The sequence below is a fragment of the Erwinia sp. QL-Z3 genome (genome assembly GCF_004551645.1).
Lineage (GTDB): Bacteria > Pseudomonadota > Gammaproteobacteria > Enterobacterales > Enterobacteriaceae > Erwinia > Erwinia billingiae.
Genome location: NZ_CP037950.1, coordinates 2,281,701 through 2,298,253 on the forward strand (window position 1 = coordinate 2,281,701; position 16,553 = coordinate 2,298,253).

Below are 16,553 nucleotides of genomic sequence, written 5' to 3' on the forward strand. Positions count from 1 at the left end.
CAATGGCTGACTATCAGGGTAAAAAAGTGGTCATTATCGGGTTGGGCCTGACCGGGCTCTCCTGTGTTGATTTCTTTTTAGCGCGCGGCGTGACGCCACGCGTGATGGATACCCGTGTCGCCCCGCCGGGCCTCGATAAACTGCCCGCCAGCGTTGAGCGCTGGTTGGGTTCGCTGAATGACAGCTGGTTGCAGGCCGCTGATTTGATCGTTGCCAGCCCGGGTATGGCGCTGGCGCATCCGTCGTTAATGGATGCCGCGCAAGCGGGTGTGGAAATCGTCGGGGATATCGAGCTGTTCTGCCGTGAAGCCCAGGCGCCGATCGTGGCGATCACCGGCTCCAATGGCAAAAGCACCGTGACCACCTTAGTGGGCGATATGGCGAGGGCGGCCGGATGGCAGGTTGGCGTGGGAGGCAATATTGGTTTGCCTGCGCTGATGCTACTGGAGCAACCGGCTCAACTGTATGTGCTGGAGCTGTCGAGCTTCCAACTGGAAACAACCGCCAGCCTGAAGGCCGCCGCGGCAACGATCCTCAATGTTACTGAAGATCATATGGATCGCTATCCGTTAGGCATGCAGCAGTACCGTGCCGCCAAACTGCGCGTCTATGAAAACGCTGCCGTCTGCGTGGTCAACGCCGATGATGCGATGACCTTCCCGGTCCGTGGACTGGATGCGCGCTGCGTCAGCTTTGGCATCAACGCCGGCGATTATCACCTCGCAACGGAATCTGGCGAGAGCTGGCTGAACGTGAAGGGTGACAACCTGATGAAAACCAGCGACATGACGCTGGTTGGACAGCATAACCAGACCAATGCGCTGGCTGCGCTGGCACTGGCTGAGGCCGTTGGTCTGCCGCTGGCATCCAGCCTGAAAGCCTTAACCACCTTTAGCGGGCTGGCGCACCGCTTCCAGATTGCGCTGGATCGTAACGGCGTGCGCTGGATTAACGACTCTAAAGCCACCAACGTCGGCAGTACTGAAGCGGCGTTGAACGGACTGCAGGTGCAGGGCACCTTGTGGCTGCTGCTGGGTGGCGATGGCAAGTCGGCTGATTTCAGCCCGCTGACCCGCTACCTGCAGGGCGATAACGTCCGCACTTACTGCTTTGGTCGTGATGCGCAAGCGCTGGCTGAACTGCGTCCTGAAATCGCCGTACGCACAGAAACGCTGGCAGACGCGATGAAGCAGATCGCCACGCAGGTCAAGCCGGGCGATATGGTGCTGCTTTCCCCAGCCTGCGCCAGCCTGGACCAGTTTAAAAACTTCGAGCAGCGCGGCGACGCGTTCACTCAACTGGCAAAGGAGCTTGGCTGATGCGTTTACCAGGATTAAGCCTTGCCGGTGGCGTCACGAATCGTCTGAAAGATTGGGTGATGGGCCCACGCGAGAGCGACGCCAGCTCGATGGTTCTTTATGATCGCACGCTGCTGTGGCTGACCATCGGTCTGGCGATCATTGGATTTGTGATGGTGACCTCGGCGTCGATGCCGGTCGGTCAGCGTTTGTCTGACGATCCGTTCTACTTTGCCAAGCGTGATGCGTTCTATATTGCGCTGGCGGTCGGCATGGCGCTGGTTACGCTGCGCGTGCCGATGGATTTCTGGCAGCGTTACAGCAACATCATGCTGCTGGTGACGGTAGTAATGCTGTTAGTGGTGCTGGTGGTGGGTAGCTCGGTCAACGGCGCCTCACGCTGGATTGCATTGGGTCCGCTGCGTATTCAGCCCGCAGAGCTCTCCAAGCTGTCGTTATTCTGCTACCTGGCAAGCTATCTGGTGCGCAAGGTGGAAGAGGTGCGTAACAACTTCTGGGGCTTCTGTAAGCCGATGGGCGTGATGGTGGTGCTGGCGGTGTTACTGCTGGCTCAGCCTGACCTGGGTACGGTGGTGGTGCTCTTCGTCACCACGCTGGCGATGCTGTTCCTCGCCGGAGCCAAACTCTGGCAGTTCCTGGCGATCATCGGCTCCGGTATTTTCGCGGTTTGCCTGCTGATTGTGGCCGAACCGTACCGTATGCGCCGCGTCACGTCCTTCTGGAATCCCTGGGAAGATCCGTTCGGCAGTGGCTACCAGCTGACCCAGTCTCTGATGGCTTTTGGTCGTGGGGAATTCTGGGGCCAGGGGCTGGGAAATTCAGTGCAGAAACTGGAATATCTGCCGGAGGCACATACCGATTTTATCTTCTCCATAATCGGTGAGGAACTGGGTTATATCGGTGTGGTTTTAGCCCTGTTAATGGTATTCTTCGTCGCTTTTCGCGCGATGTCCATTGGTCGTCGTGCGCTTGAGCTTGACCAGCGTTTTTCCGGCTTCCTTGGGTGCTCGATTGGCGTGTGGTTCAGCTTCCAGGCGCTGGTTAACGTTGGCGCTGCAGCGGGCATGTTACCGACCAAAGGTCTGACGTTGCCGCTGATCAGTTACGGTGGTTCGAGTCTGATCATCATGTCGACCGCCATCGTGTTTTTGTTACGTATTGATTATGAAACGCGTCTGGCAAAAGCGCAGGCGTTTACGCGGGGTAGTCGATGAAAGGGAAGCGACTGATGGTCATGGCTGGCGGAACCGGTGGGCACGTTTTCCCCGGGCTGGCGGTTGCGCATCATCTGATGGATCAGGGCTGGCAGGTTCGCTGGTTGGGCACGGCGGATCGTATGGAAGCCGATTTGGTTCCTAAGCACGGTATCGACATCGATTTTATCCGGATCTCCGGCCTGCGCGGCAAAGGCCTGAAGGCGCAGCTCACCGCGCCACTGCGTATTTTCAACGCGGTGCGTCAGGCCAGAGCCATCATGAAGGCCTACAAGCCGGATGTGGTACTGGGGATGGGCGGCTACGTTTCCGGTCCGGGTGGCTTAGCGGCCTGGAGCTGCGGCATCCCGGTGGTGCTGCATGAGCAGAACGGTATTGCCGGCCTGACCAACAAATGGCTGGCGAAAATTGCCAAAAAGGTGATGCAGGCATTCCCCGGCGCATTCCCCAATGCGGACGTTGTTGGCAACCCGGTGCGTACCGATGTGCTGGCGCTGCCGTTACCGGCTGAACGTCTGGCCAACCGCAGCGGCCCAATCCGCGTGCTGATCATCGGCGGAAGCCAGGGCGCGCGGGTGCTGAACCAGACCATGCCTCAGGTTGCGGCGCTGTTGGGTGACTCAGTTACCCTCTGGCACCAGGTAGGGAAGGGCGCTTTGGAAGGCGTGAATCAGGTTTATGAGCAGTTGAACCTGACGCAGCATAAAGTCACCGAATTTATCGACGATATGGCTGCGGCCTATGCCTGGGCAGACGTCGTCGTTTGCCGTTCAGGTGCGCTGACGGTCAGTGAAGTCGCCGCCGCAGGCTTACCGGCGATTTTTGTACCGTTTCAGCATAAAGACCGCCAGCAGTACTGGAATGCGATACCGCTGGAGCAGGCGGGCGCCGCCAAAATTTATGAACAGCCGCAGTTTACTGCGGAGGGTGTGGCAGACACGCTGGCCCGTTGGGATCGACCGACTTTACTGCAAATGGCAGAAAAAGCGCGTGCCGTAGCGATCCCCGATGCGACCGACCGGGTTGCAGCGGAAGTCAGTAAAGCTGCGCTTTAACAGAATTTCAGGCCCGGAGCATTCCGGTCCGCAACACGATACTGAAAGGTAGCGACAGGCAGAAGAGATGAATACACAACAACTGGCAAAACTGCGTTCCATAGTGCCCGAGATGCGTCGCGTCCGGCACATTCACTTTGTTGGCATCGGTGGTGCTGGCATGGGCGGTATTGCCGAAGTGTTGGCCAATGAAGGGTATGAAATCAGTGGTTCCGACCTGGCGCCGAATGCGGTGACTCAGCATCTGAGCAACCTGGGTGCGACCATTTATTTCAACCATCGCCCTGAGAACGTCAGTGACGCCAGCGTGGTGGTGGTGTCTACCGCGGTGTCTCAGGATAACCCTGAAGTCGTTGCCGCGCGTGAAGCGCGTATCCCGGTGATCCGCCGCGCAGAAATGCTGGCTGAACTGATGCGTTACCGCCACGGCATCGCCGTTGCCGGCACGCACGGTAAAACCACCACCACCGCGATGGTTTCAAGCATTTATGCGGAAGGCGGACTGGATCCGACTTTCGTCAACGGTGGCCTGGTCAAAGCCGCCGGCACACACGCCCGTCTGGGAAGCAGCCGTTATCTGATTGCTGAAGCCGACGAGAGCGATGCCTCCTTCCTGCATTTGCAGCCGATGGTGGCGATTGTGACCAATATCGAAGCCGACCATATGGATACTTACCATGGCGACTTTGAGAACCTGAAACAGACGTTCGTGAACTTCCTGCACAATCTGCCGTTTTATGGCCGTGCGGTGTTGTGCATTGACGATGCGGTGATCCGCGAGTTGATCCCGCGTATCAGCCGCCATATCACCACCTACGGCTTCAGCGAGGATGCTGACGTCCGGGTAGAAAATTACCAGCAGAATGGCGCTCAGGGCCATTTCACCCTGGTCCGTCATGACAAGCCGTTGATGCACGTGACCCTGAATGCGCCGGGCCGTCATAACGCGCTGAATGCGGCGGCAGCGGTTGCGGTGGCAACCGAAGAAGGCATCGAAGATGCAGAGATCCTCAGTGCGCTGGAGAGCTTCCAGGGCACGGGACGCCGCTTTGACTTCCTGGGGGAATACCCGGTGCAGGCGGCCAACGGCACTGCCGGTACGGCGATGCTGGTTGATGATTACGGCCACCATCCGACCGAAGTGGATGTCACCATTAAAGCCGCCCGTGCGGGCTGGCCGGACAAGCAGCTGGTGATGGTGTTCCAGCCGCACCGCTATTCACGTACGCGTGATTTGTATGACGATTTCGCTAACGTGCTGTCTCAGGTCGATGTGTTGCTGATGCTGGATGTCTATCCGGCCGGTGAAGCACCGATCCCCGGCGCGGACAGCCGTTCACTCTGTCGCACCATTCGTGGCCGTGGCAAAGTGGATCCAATCCTGGTCTCTGACCACGATGCGGTGCTCGATATGCTGGCACCAAAACTGTCCGGCAACGATTTAATCCTGATTCAGGGTGCAGGCAACGTCGGCCGTATTGCCCGCACGCTGTCAGAGCAAAAGTTACAACTGCAGAATAAAGAAGGGGAACATCATGGCTGAGAAAGTAGCGGTATTGCTGGGTGGCACCTCTGCGGAGCGAGAAGTCTCGCTGATGTCAGGTAATGCAGTGCTGGCCGGGCTGATTGAAGCCGGTATTGATGCACATGCGGTAGATATCCGTGATTTCCCGGTGATGCGCCTGAAAGAAGAGGGTTTTGATAAAGCCTTCATCGCGCTGCACGGTCGCGGTGGCGAAGACGGCACGCTACAGGGCGTGCTGGAGTTCTTGTCCATCCCTTACACCGGCAGCGGCGTAATGGCGTCGGCCATTACCATGGACAAATTGCGTACCAAGTTCCTCTGGCAGGGCTGTGGTCTTCCGGTCTCTCCTTATGTGGCGCTGACCCGTAAGGAAATGGACGCCGGACTGACGCCGGAAACGGAAGCAAAAATCGCTGCGCTGGGCCTGCCGGTTTTCGTAAAACCAAGTTGCGAAGGTTCCAGCGTTGGCATCAGCCGGGTGAACAGCGCTGACACGCTTCAGGCTGCGCTGGTTGAAGCGTTCCGCCATGACGACGATGTGCTGGTGGAAGCGTTTTTAAGCGGACCGGAATACACCGTAGCGGTGATTGGCGATGAAATATTGCCTTCAATACGCATAAAGGTGGTTTCTGAGTTCTATGACTATGAAGCAAAATACTTTTCTGACGATACTGAATACTTCTGCCCAAGCGGATTGTCTGCTGAACAGGAAGCTGAACTGAGCGATATTGTTATTAAAGCCTGGCGCGCATTAGGCTGTAGCGGCTGGGGACGTGTTGACGTGATGATGGGCGGCGATGGTCAGTTCTACCTGCTGGAAGTGAACACTTCCCCAGGCATGACCGGGCACAGTCTGGTGCCGATGGCGGGTAAGCAGGCGGGGTTGAGTTTCTCCCAGCTGGTCGCGCGCATTCTGGAGCTGGCGGACTGATATGTCCCAGGCTGCTCTGAATGTTCGAAACCGCGAGGCGCAGGAAAAAGCGCGATCCGGGCGCAGTAATGGCTCCAGACTGGCAGGCATCATCTTTCTGACGATAGTGCTTGGCGTGGTGTTCGCCGCCGGATTTGTGGTGGTGAAGTGGAGGGATGATGCCTCAAGGCAACCGCTGTCAAAGCTGGTGGTGACCGGGCAGACGCATTACACCACCAACGACGATATTCGCCAGGCGATTTTATCGCTTGGCGCGCCGGGAACGTTTATGTCCCAGGATGTCGACGTCATCCAGCAGCAGATTGAACGTCTGCCGGGGATCCAGCAGGTCAGCGTGCGCAAGCAATGGCCTGACGAGCTGAAGATCCACCTGGTTGAGTATGTGCCCGTTGCGCGTTGGAACGACCTGCATATGGTTGATGCAGACGGAAAGTCATTCTCCGTGCCGGCTAACCACATTGGCAAGGAAGAGATGCCAATGCTGTATGGCCCGGAAGGGAGCGAAACAGAAGTGCTGACCGGCTATCACCAGATGAGCGATCTGCTGGCGGCAAGCAAATTTAAATTGAAGGTGGCGTCGATGACCGCAAGGCGGTCCTGGCAACTGGTGTTGAGCGATGATGTCCGTCTGGAACTGGGACGCAACGAAGATATGAAGCGTTTGAAACGTTTCATTCAGCTTTACCCCACGCTGCAGCAGCAGGGACAGGCAGAAAACAAACGTATCACTTACGGGGATCTGCGGTACGACTCTGGCGCGGCAGTAGGATGGGCACCGGCAGAAATTAAGACCCCCGACAATAATCAGCAACAGAATCAGGCACAGGTTAAACAACAATGATCAAGTCGACGGACAGAAAACTGGTAGTTGGACTCGAGATTGGCACCGCGAAGGTTGCCGCTTTGGTAGGGGAAATTCTGCCGGATGGCATGGTCAATATCATTGGCGTGGGCAGCTGTCCTTCCCGCGGAATGGATAAAGGCGGGGTGAACGACCTCGAATCCGTGGTCAAATGTGTTCAGCGCGCGATCGACCAGGCTGAGCTGATGGCTGATTGCCAGATTTCGTCGGTTTACCTTGCATTATCGGGCAAACACATCAGTTGCCAGAACGAAATAGGGATGGTTCCTATTTCCGAAGAGGAAGTGACACAGGAAGATGTGGAGAACGTGGTACACACCGCCAAATCCGTCCGTGTTCGTGACGAGCACCGCATCCTCCATGTTATTCCGCAAGAATATGCGATCGACTATCAGGAAGGGATCAAAAATCCGGTCGGCTTGTCCGGCGTGAGAATGCAGGCAAAAGTGCATTTGATCACCTGTCACAACGATATGGCGAAAAACATTGTAAAAGCCGTTGAACGATGTGGCCTGAAAGTTGACCAATTGATTTTCGCCGGTCTGGCATCCAGCTTTGCGGTGCTGACTGAAGATGAGCGTGAGCTGGGCGTCTGCGTAGTGGACGTTGGCGGCGGCACCATGGATATCGCGGTTTACACCGGTGGCGCGCTGCGTCACACCAAGGTGATCCCGTATGCAGGTAATGTTGTCACCAGCGATATCGCTTATGCGTTTGGCACACCGCCGACCGATGCGGAAGCGATTAAAGTTCGCCACGGTTGCGCGCTGGGTTCCATCGTCGGTAAAGACGAAAACGTCGAAGTGCCAAGCGTCGGTGGACGTCCACCGAGAAGTCTGCAGCGTCAGACGCTGGCAGAGGTGATTGAACCTCGCTACACCGAACTGCTGAATCTGGTCAATGACGAGATCCTGCAGTTGCAGGAACAGCTTCGCCAACAGGGCGTTAAGCACCATCTGGCAGCGGGTATCGTCCTGACCGGTGGCGCAGCACAAATTGAAGGATTAGCGGCTTGCGCCCAGCGTGTGTTCCACACGCAGGTGCGTATCGGACAGCCGTTAAACATCACAGGATTAACGGATTACGCGCAGGAGCCGTACTACTCAACAGCGGTTGGCTTACTGCACTACGGAAAAGAGTCACACCTTAACGGTGAGGCGGATGTAGAAAAAAGAGCCTCAGTGGGCAACTGGTTCAAACGAATCAACAGCTGGCTGAGAAAAGAGTTTTAATTTAGAGAAAAGGGGATCATGCTAGACTTTTTATGATCTCCAGGCGACAGGCACATAACGGAGAGAAATTATGTTTGAACCAATGGAATTAACCAATGACGCGGTGATTAAAGTCATCGGCGTCGGCGGCGGCGGCGGCAACGCCGTAGAGCATATGGTGCGTGAGCGCATCGAAGGCGTTGAGTTCTTCGCAGTAAACACGGACGCGCAGGCGTTACGTAAGACTGCGGTTGGCCAGACTATCCAGATTGGTAATGGTATTACCAAAGGTCTGGGTGCCGGCGCGAACCCGGAAGTGGGTCGTAACTCGGCAGAAGAAGACCGTGAAGCACTGCGTCAGGCACTTGATGGTGCAGACATGGTGTTCATCGCTGCAGGCATGGGCGGCGGTACCGGTACCGGTGCAGCGCCAGTTGTCGCTGAAGTTGCAAAAGAATTGGGTATCCTGACGGTTGCTGTGGTGACCAAGCCTTTCAATTTTGAAGGCAAGAAGCGCATGGCATTCGCCGAGCAGGGTATCGCTGAGCTGTCCAAGCATGTCGATTCACTGATTACTATTCCAAACGACAAGCTGCTGAAAGTGCTCGGCCGTGGTATCTCACTGCTGGACGCGTTTGGCGCAGCGAACGACGTGCTGAAAGGCGCTGTGCAGGGTATTGCCGAACTGATTACCCGTCCTGGCCTGATGAACGTCGACTTTGCTGACGTGCGCACCGTGATGTCCGAAATGGGCTACGCGATGATGGGTTCTGGCGTGGCGTGCGGTGAAGACCGTGCAGAAGAAGCAGCCGAAATGGCGATTTCCAGCCCACTGTTGGAAGATATCGACCTGTCTGGCGCGCGTGGTGTGCTGGTTAACATCACCGCGGGCTTCGACCTGCGTCTCGATGAGTTTGAAACGGTGGGTAACACCATCCGTGCGTTTGCTTCTGACAATGCGACCGTGGTTATCGGTACCTCGCTGGACCCGGAAATGAACGACGAACTGCGCGTAACCGTCGTGGCTACCGGTATTGGCATGGACAAGCGTCCAGAGATTACCCTGGTCACCAACAAGCAGCAGCAGACTCAGCCAGTGATGGATCACCGTTACCAGCAGCACGGTATGGCACCGCTTCCTCAGGAGCAGAAACCCGCCGCTAAAGTGGTCAACGATCCGAGCACGCAGACTAACAAAGAGCCTGATTATCTTGATATTCCAGCCTTCCTGCGTAAGCAGGCGGATTAGGAATTTCCTGAGAATTGGGATTCTCCGCTCTTTGTGTTAAAATGTTCGCCCGTCAGTAAGTTATACTGGCGGTCGGATGAGTAATTTTGCGAGATAATACGATGATCAAACAACGGACATTAAAACGTATCGTTCAGACGACTGGAGTCGGTTTACATACCGGCAAAAAAGTCACGCTGACGTTGCGCCCCGCGTCGGCTAATACCGGGGTCATCTATCGTCGCACTGACTTGAATCCCCCGGTAGATTTCCCGGCTGATGCCAAATCCGTGCGTGATACCATGCTCTGTACTTGCCTGGTTAATGAGCATGACGTGCGTATTTCGACAGTCGAACACCTGAACGCAGCACTTGCGGGTCTGGGCATCGATAACATCGTGGTGGAAGTGAACGCGCCAGAAATTCCTATTATGGATGGCAGCGCCGCCCCCTTTGTTTATCTGCTGATGGACGCAGGCATCGAAGAACTGAATTCTGCGAAGAAATTTGTCCGCATCAAACAGCCAGTCCGGGTTGAAGATGGTGACAAATGGGCCGAATTTACGCCGCACAACGGTTTTAAGTTGGATTTCACCATCGACTTTAACCATCCGGCGATCGATTCCGGTTCACAGCGCTACAGCATGGATTTCTCTGCTGAAGCCTTTGCGCGTCAGATCAGTCGTGCCCGTACGTTCGGCTTTATGCGTGATATCGAAGCATTGCAGTCCCGTGGCCTGTGTCTCGGCGGCAGCTTTGACTGTGCAATCGTGGTGGAGGATTACCGCGTATTGAACGAAGACGGTTTACGCTTTGAAGACGAATTCGTCCGTCACAAAATGCTGGATGCCATTGGTGACCTGTTTATGTGTGGCCACAACATTATCGGCGCATTCACTGCCTATAAATCAGGTCATGCATTAAACAACAAGCTGCTTCAGGCGGTTCTGGCTAAGCAAGAAGCCTGGGAATGGGCAACGTTCGAGGACGAAGCCGAGTTGCCAGTGACCTTCAGAGCACCAAATCTGGTGTGGGCATAAAGTCAGCATTACTTATTACGACTGGTTGAGCTGGTACTCTCTCCGGCCAGTGAGGCCAGTCGTTCTATTGTCTTCTTCAGTTTTTCAGAGCCCCGGCTCGCCACACTCCGCAGTATCTCCGCACTCTGTTCACTCAGCTGACGTCCCGGCGAATTTTCTTCTGCTTCAGGTCGACCGCCGCTTTTTTGCACGCTTTCCTGCCCTTTTGCTGCCAGTGAAGGATTTATCGTGATGTCGATTGCCGTCAATGATGGTAATATTTGCGCTCGTAAAGCTGACAGCAGGCTGGATTGTTCATAGCGTAAGCGCATCATCCAACTGGCATTAGCGGTTTCGAGCACCAGAATGCCCTGGCGAAAATTGGCCACGCGGCACCAGGGATGCATCTGCGCAGGAAGAATACCCTGCACGGCCCGGTTCAGTTTGTTTAGCGCAATGGCGCGCTGCTGAATGGATTGCAGCATACCTTTGGCATCGGTGACTTCGAATAAATTTTCAATTGAATGCGGGCGACTATCACGCATAGCAAGCTCCGGCGGAAACAGTGATCGGGATTCTAAATCGTTGGCGACAACTTGGCAGACGTTATTTCTGGCCGCATCTCCTGTTGGGGATGGTCGCGGCTGGTCTTGGCCTGCCTCACGCTGCCAGCGACCGGACAACTTTACCAGAAACCGCCTCCCGAAGCCTGAATATCAGCAATGGCGTGCGCTTCGACAGCCTCGCACTGCTGCAGGAAAGCGTCCGTCGTCCTAATTTTAACGTGGATTACTGGCATCAGCATGCCATCCGCACCGTTATTCGTCATCTCTCCTTCACGCTAACGCCAGCCAATCAGCCCACTGCCGAGCAGGTTATGCCGCTCGAAGTGCAGAAACTGGCGCTGTTGGATACGCTGAACGCCTTACTGACGCACGAAGCCAGACCGCCGACGATCATTCGTCAGACCACTGAGCCTCAGAGCGCAGCAAAACCCCGTTATCAGACCGGCCTGTGGCTTGCTCAGGTTCAGGGCATTCGTGCCGGACCTGCCTCTCTCGCGTAACGTCAACGTTCATTACACCTAACTTATAATTAAGCGCTTCACCACGTCATGTGGTGGCTGAGAGAAAGTATTTACTATGTTAATCAAATTATTAACCAAAGTTTTTGGCAGTAGCAATGACCGCACCCTGCGCCGTATGCGCAAAGTCGTCGATCAGATCACCAAAATGGAACCGGATTTTGAGAAGCTGTCTGATGATGAGCTGAAGGCAAAAACCGTTGAGTTCCGCGCCCGTCTGGCAAAAGGCGAAGTACTGGAAAACCTGATCCCGGAAGCCTTTGCTACCGTTCGTGAAGCCAGTAAGCGTGTATTTGGTATGCGTCACTTCGACGTACAGCTGCTGGGCGGTATGGTACTGAATGACCGTTGCATCGCTGAAATGCGTACTGGTGAGGGTAAAACTCTGACCGCAACGCTGCCAGCATACCTGAATGCCCTGAGCGGCGAAGGCGTCCACGTGGTCACGGTCAATGACTATCTGGCCTCTCGTGATGCGGAAAACAACCGTGCGCTGTTCGAGTTCCTTGGCCTGAGCATTGGTATCAACCTGCCAGGTATGCCTGCACCGGCCAAGCGTGAAGCGTATGCAGCCGATATTACCTACGGCACCAACAACGAATACGGCTTCGACTACCTGCGTGACAACATGGCCTTCAGCCCTGAAGACCGTGTACAGCGTAAGCTGAACTATGCGCTGGTGGATGAGGTTGACTCCATCCTGATCGATGAAGCCCGTACCCCACTGATCATCTCGGGTCCGGCGGAAGACAGCTCTGAGCTGTATATTAAGGTCAACAAAATCATCCCAAGCCTGATCCGTCAGGAAAAAGAAGATTCCGACAGCTTCCAGGGCGAAGGCCACTTCTCAGTAGATGAGAAAGCCCGCCAGGTTCACCTGACCGAACGGGGTCTGGTGGCGATTGAAGAGCTGATGGTCAGCGAAGGCATCATGGAAGAGGGCGAGTCGCTGTACTCCCCAGGCAACATCATGATGATGCACCATGTGACCGCCGCTCTGCGTTCTCATGTGCTGTTCACCCGCGACGTTGACTACATTGTAAAAGACGGCGAAGTGATCATCGTTGATGAACACACCGGCCGTACCATGCAGGGACGTCGCTGGTCTGACGGTCTGCATCAGGCAATTGAAGCGAAAGAAGGCGTGGAAATCCAGAATGAGAACCAGACTCTGGCTTCCATCACTTTCCAGAACTACTTCCGTCTTTACAACAAACTGGCCGGGATGACCGGTACAGCGGACACCGAAGCGTTCGAATTCAGCTCGATCTATAAGCTGGAAACTATTGTTGTACCAACCAACCGTCCGATGGTGCGTAAAGATCTGGCCGATCTGGTCTATATGACCGAGAAAGAGAAGATTGACGCGATCATCGAAGACATCCGCGAGCGGACCGCGAATGGTCAGCCGGTACTGGTGGGTACCATCTCCATTGAGAAATCCGAAGTGGTTTCTGAGCAGCTTTCACTTGCCAAGATCGAGCACGCGGTACTGAACGCCAAATTCCACGCCCGCGAAGCAGATATCGTGGCGCAGGCTGGTCAGCCAGGTGCCGTCACCATCGCCACCAACATGGCGGGTCGTGGTACGGACATCGTGCTGGGCGGCAGCTGGCAGGCAGAAATTGCTGAACTGGAAAATCCAACCGCAGAACAGATCGACGCGATCAAGAGCGCCTGGAAAATTCGTCATGATGCGGTACTGGCATCGGGCGGTCTGCACATCATTGGTACCGAGCGTCATGAATCACGCCGTATCGATAACCAGTTGCGCGGCCGTTCGGGTCGTCAGGGTGATAACGGTTCATCCCGCTTCTACCTGTCGATGGAAGATGCGTTGATGCGTATTTTCGCCTCCGATCGCGTGTCTAATATGATGCGTAAACTGGGCATGAAGCCTGGCGAAGCGATTGAACACCCGTGGGTGACCAAAGCGATCGCTAACGCCCAGCGGAAAGTGGAAAGCCGTAACTTCGATATTCGTAAGCAGTTGCTGGAATATGATGACGTTGCTAACGATCAGCGTCGTGCGATTTACTCTCAGCGTAATGAACTGCTGGACGTGTCTGACGTTTCAGAAACCATCAGCAGCATCCGCGAAGACGTGTTCAAAACCACGCTGGACACCTTCATTCCACCGCAGTCCCTGGAAGAAATGTGGGATGTGAAAGGTCTGCAAGAGCGTCTGAAAAACGACTTCGATCTGGATATGCCAGTAGCAGAATGGCTGGATAAAGAGCCAGAACTGCATGAAGAGACGCTGCGTGAGCGCATCATGCAACATGCGAAAGAGCAGTATCTGCGCAAAGAAGAAGTGGTTGGCGTCGAGATGATGCGTAACTTCGAGAAAGGCGTCATGCTGCAAACGCTGGATTCCTTGTGGAAAGAGCACCTGGCCGCGATGGATTACCTGCGTCAGGGTATCCACCTGCGTGGTTATGCGCAGAAGGATCCGAAGCAGGAATACAAGCGTGAATCCTTCGCCATGTTTGCTGCGATGCTGGAATCACTGAAATACGAAGTGATCAGTACGCTGTGCAAAGTTCAGGTACGTATGCCTGAAGAAGTGGAAGCAATGGAAGAGCAGCGCCGTGAAGAAGCGGAACGCCTGGCTAGCCAGCAGCAGCTGAGCCACGTTGATGTTGAAACCGAAGCCGCCATCGAGATGGCAGATCAAACCGGCGAGCGTAAAGTTGGCCGTAACGATCTTTGCCCATGTGGTTCTGGTAAAAAATACAAGCAGTGTCACGGTCGTCTTGCTTAACAGCAGACGGTGAGCATAAGAGGGCTGGAGAAGATTCTCCGGCCCTTTTTTTATGCCACAACAGGGTTGCAGATAAACAATAACCAGCCGCTAACTGCCAGCGCCGCGCCAAATGGAAAGGGATCGCGCAATGGACGTCCTGATACCCACTGCATTATGCCTAAAGCAATTAGCGAGGCGAGCGAGGCCATCAGCACCAGTATGGGCAGCCAGTACACCCCGAGCCAGGCACCCAGTGCGGCAAGCAGCTTCGCATCTCCCAGCCCCAGTCCTTCTTTTTTGCAGACCATCCGGTAGCCATATGAAAGTAGCGCCAGCACCGTAAAGCCAGCCGCCGCGCCAAGCACCGCCTCGGTGAGAAGCGCTGAGGAAATCACGCCTGCGACGTTGCCCAGCAATCCCAGCCACAGCAGTGCAAGGGTCAGTACATCGGGAAGCAGCAGATAGCGCAGGTCGATAACGATCAACGCCAGCAGTATCCAGCTTAACAACAGGGAAGCGGGCAGCAGACGGGCGGGGAGCACTGCGGCTACCAGCAATGAAATGCCGCAACAGAGCGTTGGCAGCAGCCAGAAGCCGGGAATATTTTCACGGCTGATCTCGAAGGACACACCCCGTATCTTAGCGGGCAACCAGCCACTCAGTAGCCAGACCAGGCTGCCCATCATCGCGCCGATAAGGCCTGTCGTTAGCCAGACGCCATTTGCCCATAACAGCCCCGATCCCTGTAATGCCTGCACCATCATTTCCCCTCCCTGGTCCCCATGCTTCAGTAGCGTCTGCCGGTACTATACGCCTGAGTTGAGGCCTCAGAAGGTGCACAAGATGATTACATCGCCTTGCAAAGCAGATTTTCGGGCGGGCTCGAAACAGGCGGATTCTGGCTTGCCATTCCCCGTTAACGCTGGAATAGTGGCGAGGTGTAAAGTTTCTCAGAGTGAAAGTGAATGAAGCAGCTGCAAGTGGCGGTAGGAATTATCCGCGATCAAAACCAGAATATTTTCCTCGCACGGCGTTCAGCCAGCTCGCATATGGCGAACATGTGGGAGTTCCCGGGTGGCAAAATTGAAGCAGGTGAAACGCCTGAAGAGGCGCTGAAGCGTGAGCTGCATGAAGAGACGGGCATTGAGGTTGAAAACGCCGTGGCGTATGGCTCAGGTGAGCATGGCGACAGCAGTTTCCACGTGACGCTACACTTCTTTATTGTCGATCGCTGGCAGGGAGAACCCTATGGCCGCGAAGGGCAACCGCAGCGCTGGGTACCGCAACGGGAATTGGTGGCGGATGAATTTCCTCCCGCCAACGCCGCAATCGTTCGTCGACTGCTGGCCGAAGTGCTTTAACAAGCTTCCCGCCAGCGATGGCGGGAGCATCTTAATCGTGGTTTGGGTCGTGCTCGCTCCAGCCTACGCTTTCTGAATGCTGGTCATTGCTGGCAATACGCTTTTCTTCCGCAGCCCATTCCCCAAGGTCGATTAACTGGCAGCGTTTGCAGCAAAATGGCCGCCACGGACTCAGTTCATCCCAAATCACCTCTTTCGCACAGGTCGGGCAGTTAACAACTATCACATCATCTTTATTCATCAGGCAAAACCTTAACAACAGGCAAGTTCAAAATCGAGGCGTGCCGGCACTTCACCGCGTTCACTGTCTAATGGCAGAAAACGAATTGCATAGCGGCTTTTGTGACCGGAAACCTGCGGGTATAGGGAATCATCCAGCGAAAGCTGAAGCCGAAGGAGCTCGGCACCTTCGCCGTTGTCCTGGAAAAAACCGTTGACGCTGGTTTGCGTGCGGAACTCACCAGACTGACGGATCAAATCCAGAATTTGGGTCAGCGCTTCGCGGATGGGCATCAGCGACTCCATCCAGACCGCAACCTGGGCATCACGCTGTTCCTGTGCGACATGTAGCCAGATATGCAGAGTCGGCAGATCGAAGCTGCAACAGCCGCCGGGAATACTCAGCCGCTGGCGTACCAGGCCAATCAGACGATCTTCACGCATCAGCTGACCCATTCGTGGGGCGGCCATCAGCGTGCCGGAACAGGCTTTAAGCTTGTCGCGCAGCGTATCGATCAGTTCCATAGCCACACCCGGCACATCCGCCCAGGCGCGCAATTTCTGCTGCTGTTTTTCCAGCTCTTTCACAATATCAGTGCGTAATTCGCCGCGTTCAAACACATCAAGCAGTTCGGCCGCGTTACGGAAAAAGGTCAGTGCTCCAAGAGGATCGGTGATGGTTCGGCTGCTCTCTAACTGGCTGATTAAAAACTCGATTCTTAGCCAGGTGCGCATTTTTTCGTTCAGTGGGTACTCAAATAGAATCGTTGTGCTCATGC

General features: G+C 55.3%; 16 protein-coding genes. 12 read left to right on the top strand and 4 right to left on the bottom strand.

The window, feature by feature from the left end; translation table 11 throughout:
- Positions 1-2: 2 nt before the first annotated feature.
- The 9 genes from murD (at position 3) to lpxC (ending at position 10,385) form a co-directional block, all read left to right on the top strand.
- Complete coding sequence (murD, locus tag E2F51_RS11050) at positions 3-1,319, top strand: UDP-N-acetylmuramoyl-L-alanine--D-glutamate ligase (protein WP_134823477.1); 1,317 nt, start codon at positions 3-5, stop codon at positions 1,317-1,319.
- A complete protein-coding gene (gene ftsW / locus E2F51_RS11055; RefSeq protein ID WP_013200755.1) occupies positions 1,319-2,533 on the top strand; it encodes a cell division protein FtsW in 1,215 nt (404 codons plus the stop codon). Before murD ends, ftsW begins: the two co-directional genes overlap by 1 nt.
- Entirely contained in the window at positions 2,530-3,588 is a 1,059-nt protein-coding gene (gene murG, locus E2F51_RS11060; RefSeq protein WP_013200756.1) for an undecaprenyldiphospho-muramoylpentapeptide beta-N-acetylglucosaminyltransferase, read from the top strand. Before ftsW ends, murG begins: the two co-directional genes overlap by 4 nt.
- 67 nt (positions 3,589-3,655) lie before the next feature.
- Positions 3,656-5,131 (top strand): UDP-N-acetylmuramate--L-alanine ligase, encoded by a 1,476-nt coding sequence (gene murC, locus E2F51_RS11065; RefSeq protein WP_013200757.1) that lies wholly within the window; start codon positions 3,656-3,658, stop codon positions 5,129-5,131.
- Positions 5,124-6,044: a D-alanine--D-alanine ligase gene (locus E2F51_RS11070; protein WP_105760793.1), complete on the top strand. Its 921-nt coding sequence runs from the start codon at positions 5,124-5,126 to the stop codon at positions 6,042-6,044. Before murC ends, E2F51_RS11070 begins: the two co-directional genes overlap by 8 nt.
- Before the next feature lies 1 nt (position 6,045).
- Positions 6,046-6,885, top strand: coding sequence for a cell division protein FtsQ (ftsQ, locus tag E2F51_RS11075; protein WP_134823478.1), 840 nt, complete (start codon positions 6,046-6,048; stop codon positions 6,883-6,885).
- Positions 6,882-8,138, top strand: a complete 1,257-nt coding sequence (gene ftsA / locus E2F51_RS11080) for a cell division protein FtsA (protein WP_013200760.1) — start codon at positions 6,882-6,884, stop codon at positions 8,136-8,138. The genes ftsQ and ftsA overlap by 4 nt, the downstream gene beginning before the upstream one ends.
- A gap of 70 nt (positions 8,139-8,208) precedes the next feature.
- Complete coding sequence (ftsZ, locus tag E2F51_RS11085) at positions 8,209-9,366, top strand: cell division protein FtsZ (protein WP_013200761.1); 1,158 nt, start codon at positions 8,209-8,211, stop codon at positions 9,364-9,366.
- A 101-nt stretch (positions 9,367-9,467) separates the two neighbouring features.
- Entirely contained in the window at positions 9,468-10,385 is a 918-nt protein-coding gene (gene lpxC / locus E2F51_RS11090) for a UDP-3-O-acyl-N-acetylglucosamine deacetylase (protein ID WP_134823479.1), read from the top strand.
- An 8-nt stretch (positions 10,386-10,393) separates the two neighbouring features.
- Here lpxC and E2F51_RS11095 read toward each other — a convergent pair whose 3' ends face one another.
- Positions 10,394-10,909, bottom strand: coding sequence for a DUF721 domain-containing protein (locus E2F51_RS11095; protein ID WP_013200763.1), 516 nt, complete (start codon positions 10,907-10,909; stop codon positions 10,394-10,396).
- 20 nt (positions 10,910-10,929) lie between these two features.
- Between E2F51_RS11095 and secM the strand changes: the two genes are divergently transcribed.
- Together secM and secA are read left to right on the top strand one after the other, a co-directional pair.
- Positions 10,930-11,430, top strand: a complete 501-nt coding sequence (gene secM / locus E2F51_RS11100; protein ID WP_053140249.1) for a secA translation cis-regulator SecM — start codon at positions 10,930-10,932, stop codon at positions 11,428-11,430.
- A gap of 76 nt (positions 11,431-11,506) precedes the next feature.
- A complete protein-coding gene (gene secA / locus E2F51_RS11105) occupies positions 11,507-14,212 on the top strand; it encodes a preprotein translocase subunit SecA (RefSeq protein ID WP_013200765.1) in 2,706 nt (901 codons plus the stop codon).
- Positions 14,213-14,262: 50 nt separating this feature from the next.
- Here secA and E2F51_RS11110 read toward each other — a convergent pair whose 3' ends face one another.
- A complete protein-coding gene (locus E2F51_RS11110) occupies positions 14,263-14,958 on the bottom strand; it encodes an A24 family peptidase (protein ID WP_134823480.1) in 696 nt (231 codons plus the stop codon).
- A gap of 201 nt (positions 14,959-15,159) precedes the next feature.
- Here E2F51_RS11110 and mutT point away from each other — a divergent pair, with 201 nt between their 5' ends.
- The gene (gene mutT, locus E2F51_RS11115) at positions 15,160-15,555 is read left to right on the top strand and encodes an 8-oxo-dGTP diphosphatase MutT (RefSeq protein WP_013200767.1); all 396 of its coding nucleotides are present in this window, start codon (positions 15,160-15,162) and stop codon (positions 15,553-15,555) included.
- 31 nt (positions 15,556-15,586) lie between these two features.
- Here mutT and yacG read toward each other — a convergent pair whose 3' ends face one another.
- Together yacG and zapD are read right to left on the bottom strand one after the other, a co-directional pair.
- Positions 15,587-15,796, bottom strand: a complete 210-nt coding sequence (yacG, locus tag E2F51_RS11120) for a DNA gyrase inhibitor YacG (RefSeq protein WP_134823481.1) — start codon at positions 15,794-15,796, stop codon at positions 15,587-15,589.
- Positions 15,797-15,807: 11 nt separating this feature from the next.
- Positions 15,808-16,551, bottom strand: coding sequence for a cell division protein ZapD (gene zapD, locus E2F51_RS11125; protein WP_134823482.1), 744 nt, complete (start codon positions 16,549-16,551; stop codon positions 15,808-15,810).
- Between the last annotated feature and the right edge of the window lie 2 nt (positions 16,552-16,553).

Bases quoted from the DNA above. Each gene is read 5' to 3' on its own strand.
- murD (WP_134823477.1), top strand. From the start codon at position 3: ATGGCTGACTATCAGGGTAAAAAAGTGGTCATTATCGGGTTGGGCCTG.
- ftsW (WP_013200755.1), top strand. From the start codon at position 1,319: ATGCGTTTACCAGGATTAAGCCTTGCCGGTGGCGTCACGAATCGTCTG.
- murG (WP_013200756.1), top strand. From the start codon at position 2,530: ATGAAAGGGAAGCGACTGATGGTCATGGCTGGCGGAACCGGTGGGCAC.
- murC (WP_013200757.1), top strand. From the start codon at position 3,656: ATGAATACACAACAACTGGCAAAACTGCGTTCCATAGTGCCCGAGATG.
- E2F51_RS11070 (WP_105760793.1), top strand. From the start codon at position 5,124: ATGGCTGAGAAAGTAGCGGTATTGCTGGGTGGCACCTCTGCGGAGCGA.
- ftsQ (WP_134823478.1), top strand. From the start codon at position 6,046: ATGTCCCAGGCTGCTCTGAATGTTCGAAACCGCGAGGCGCAGGAAAAA.
- ftsA (WP_013200760.1), top strand. From the start codon at position 6,882: ATGATCAAGTCGACGGACAGAAAACTGGTAGTTGGACTCGAGATTGGC.
- ftsZ (WP_013200761.1), top strand. From the start codon at position 8,209: ATGTTTGAACCAATGGAATTAACCAATGACGCGGTGATTAAAGTCATC.
- lpxC (WP_134823479.1), top strand. From the start codon at position 9,468: ATGATCAAACAACGGACATTAAAACGTATCGTTCAGACGACTGGAGTC.
- E2F51_RS11095 (WP_013200763.1), bottom strand. From the start codon at position 10,909: ATGCGTGATAGTCGCCCGCATTCAATTGAAAATTTATTCGAAGTCACC.
- secA (WP_013200765.1), top strand. From the start codon at position 11,507: ATGTTAATCAAATTATTAACCAAAGTTTTTGGCAGTAGCAATGACCGC.
- E2F51_RS11110 (WP_134823480.1), bottom strand. From the start codon at position 14,958: ATGATGGTGCAGGCATTACAGGGATCGGGGCTGTTATGGGCAAATGGC.
- mutT (WP_013200767.1), top strand. From the start codon at position 15,160: ATGAAGCAGCTGCAAGTGGCGGTAGGAATTATCCGCGATCAAAACCAG.
- yacG (WP_134823481.1), bottom strand. From the start codon at position 15,796: ATGAATAAAGATGATGTGATAGTTGTTAACTGCCCGACCTGTGCGAAA.
- zapD (WP_134823482.1), bottom strand. From the start codon at position 16,551: ATGAGCACAACGATTCTATTTGAGTACCCACTGAACGAAAAAATGCGC.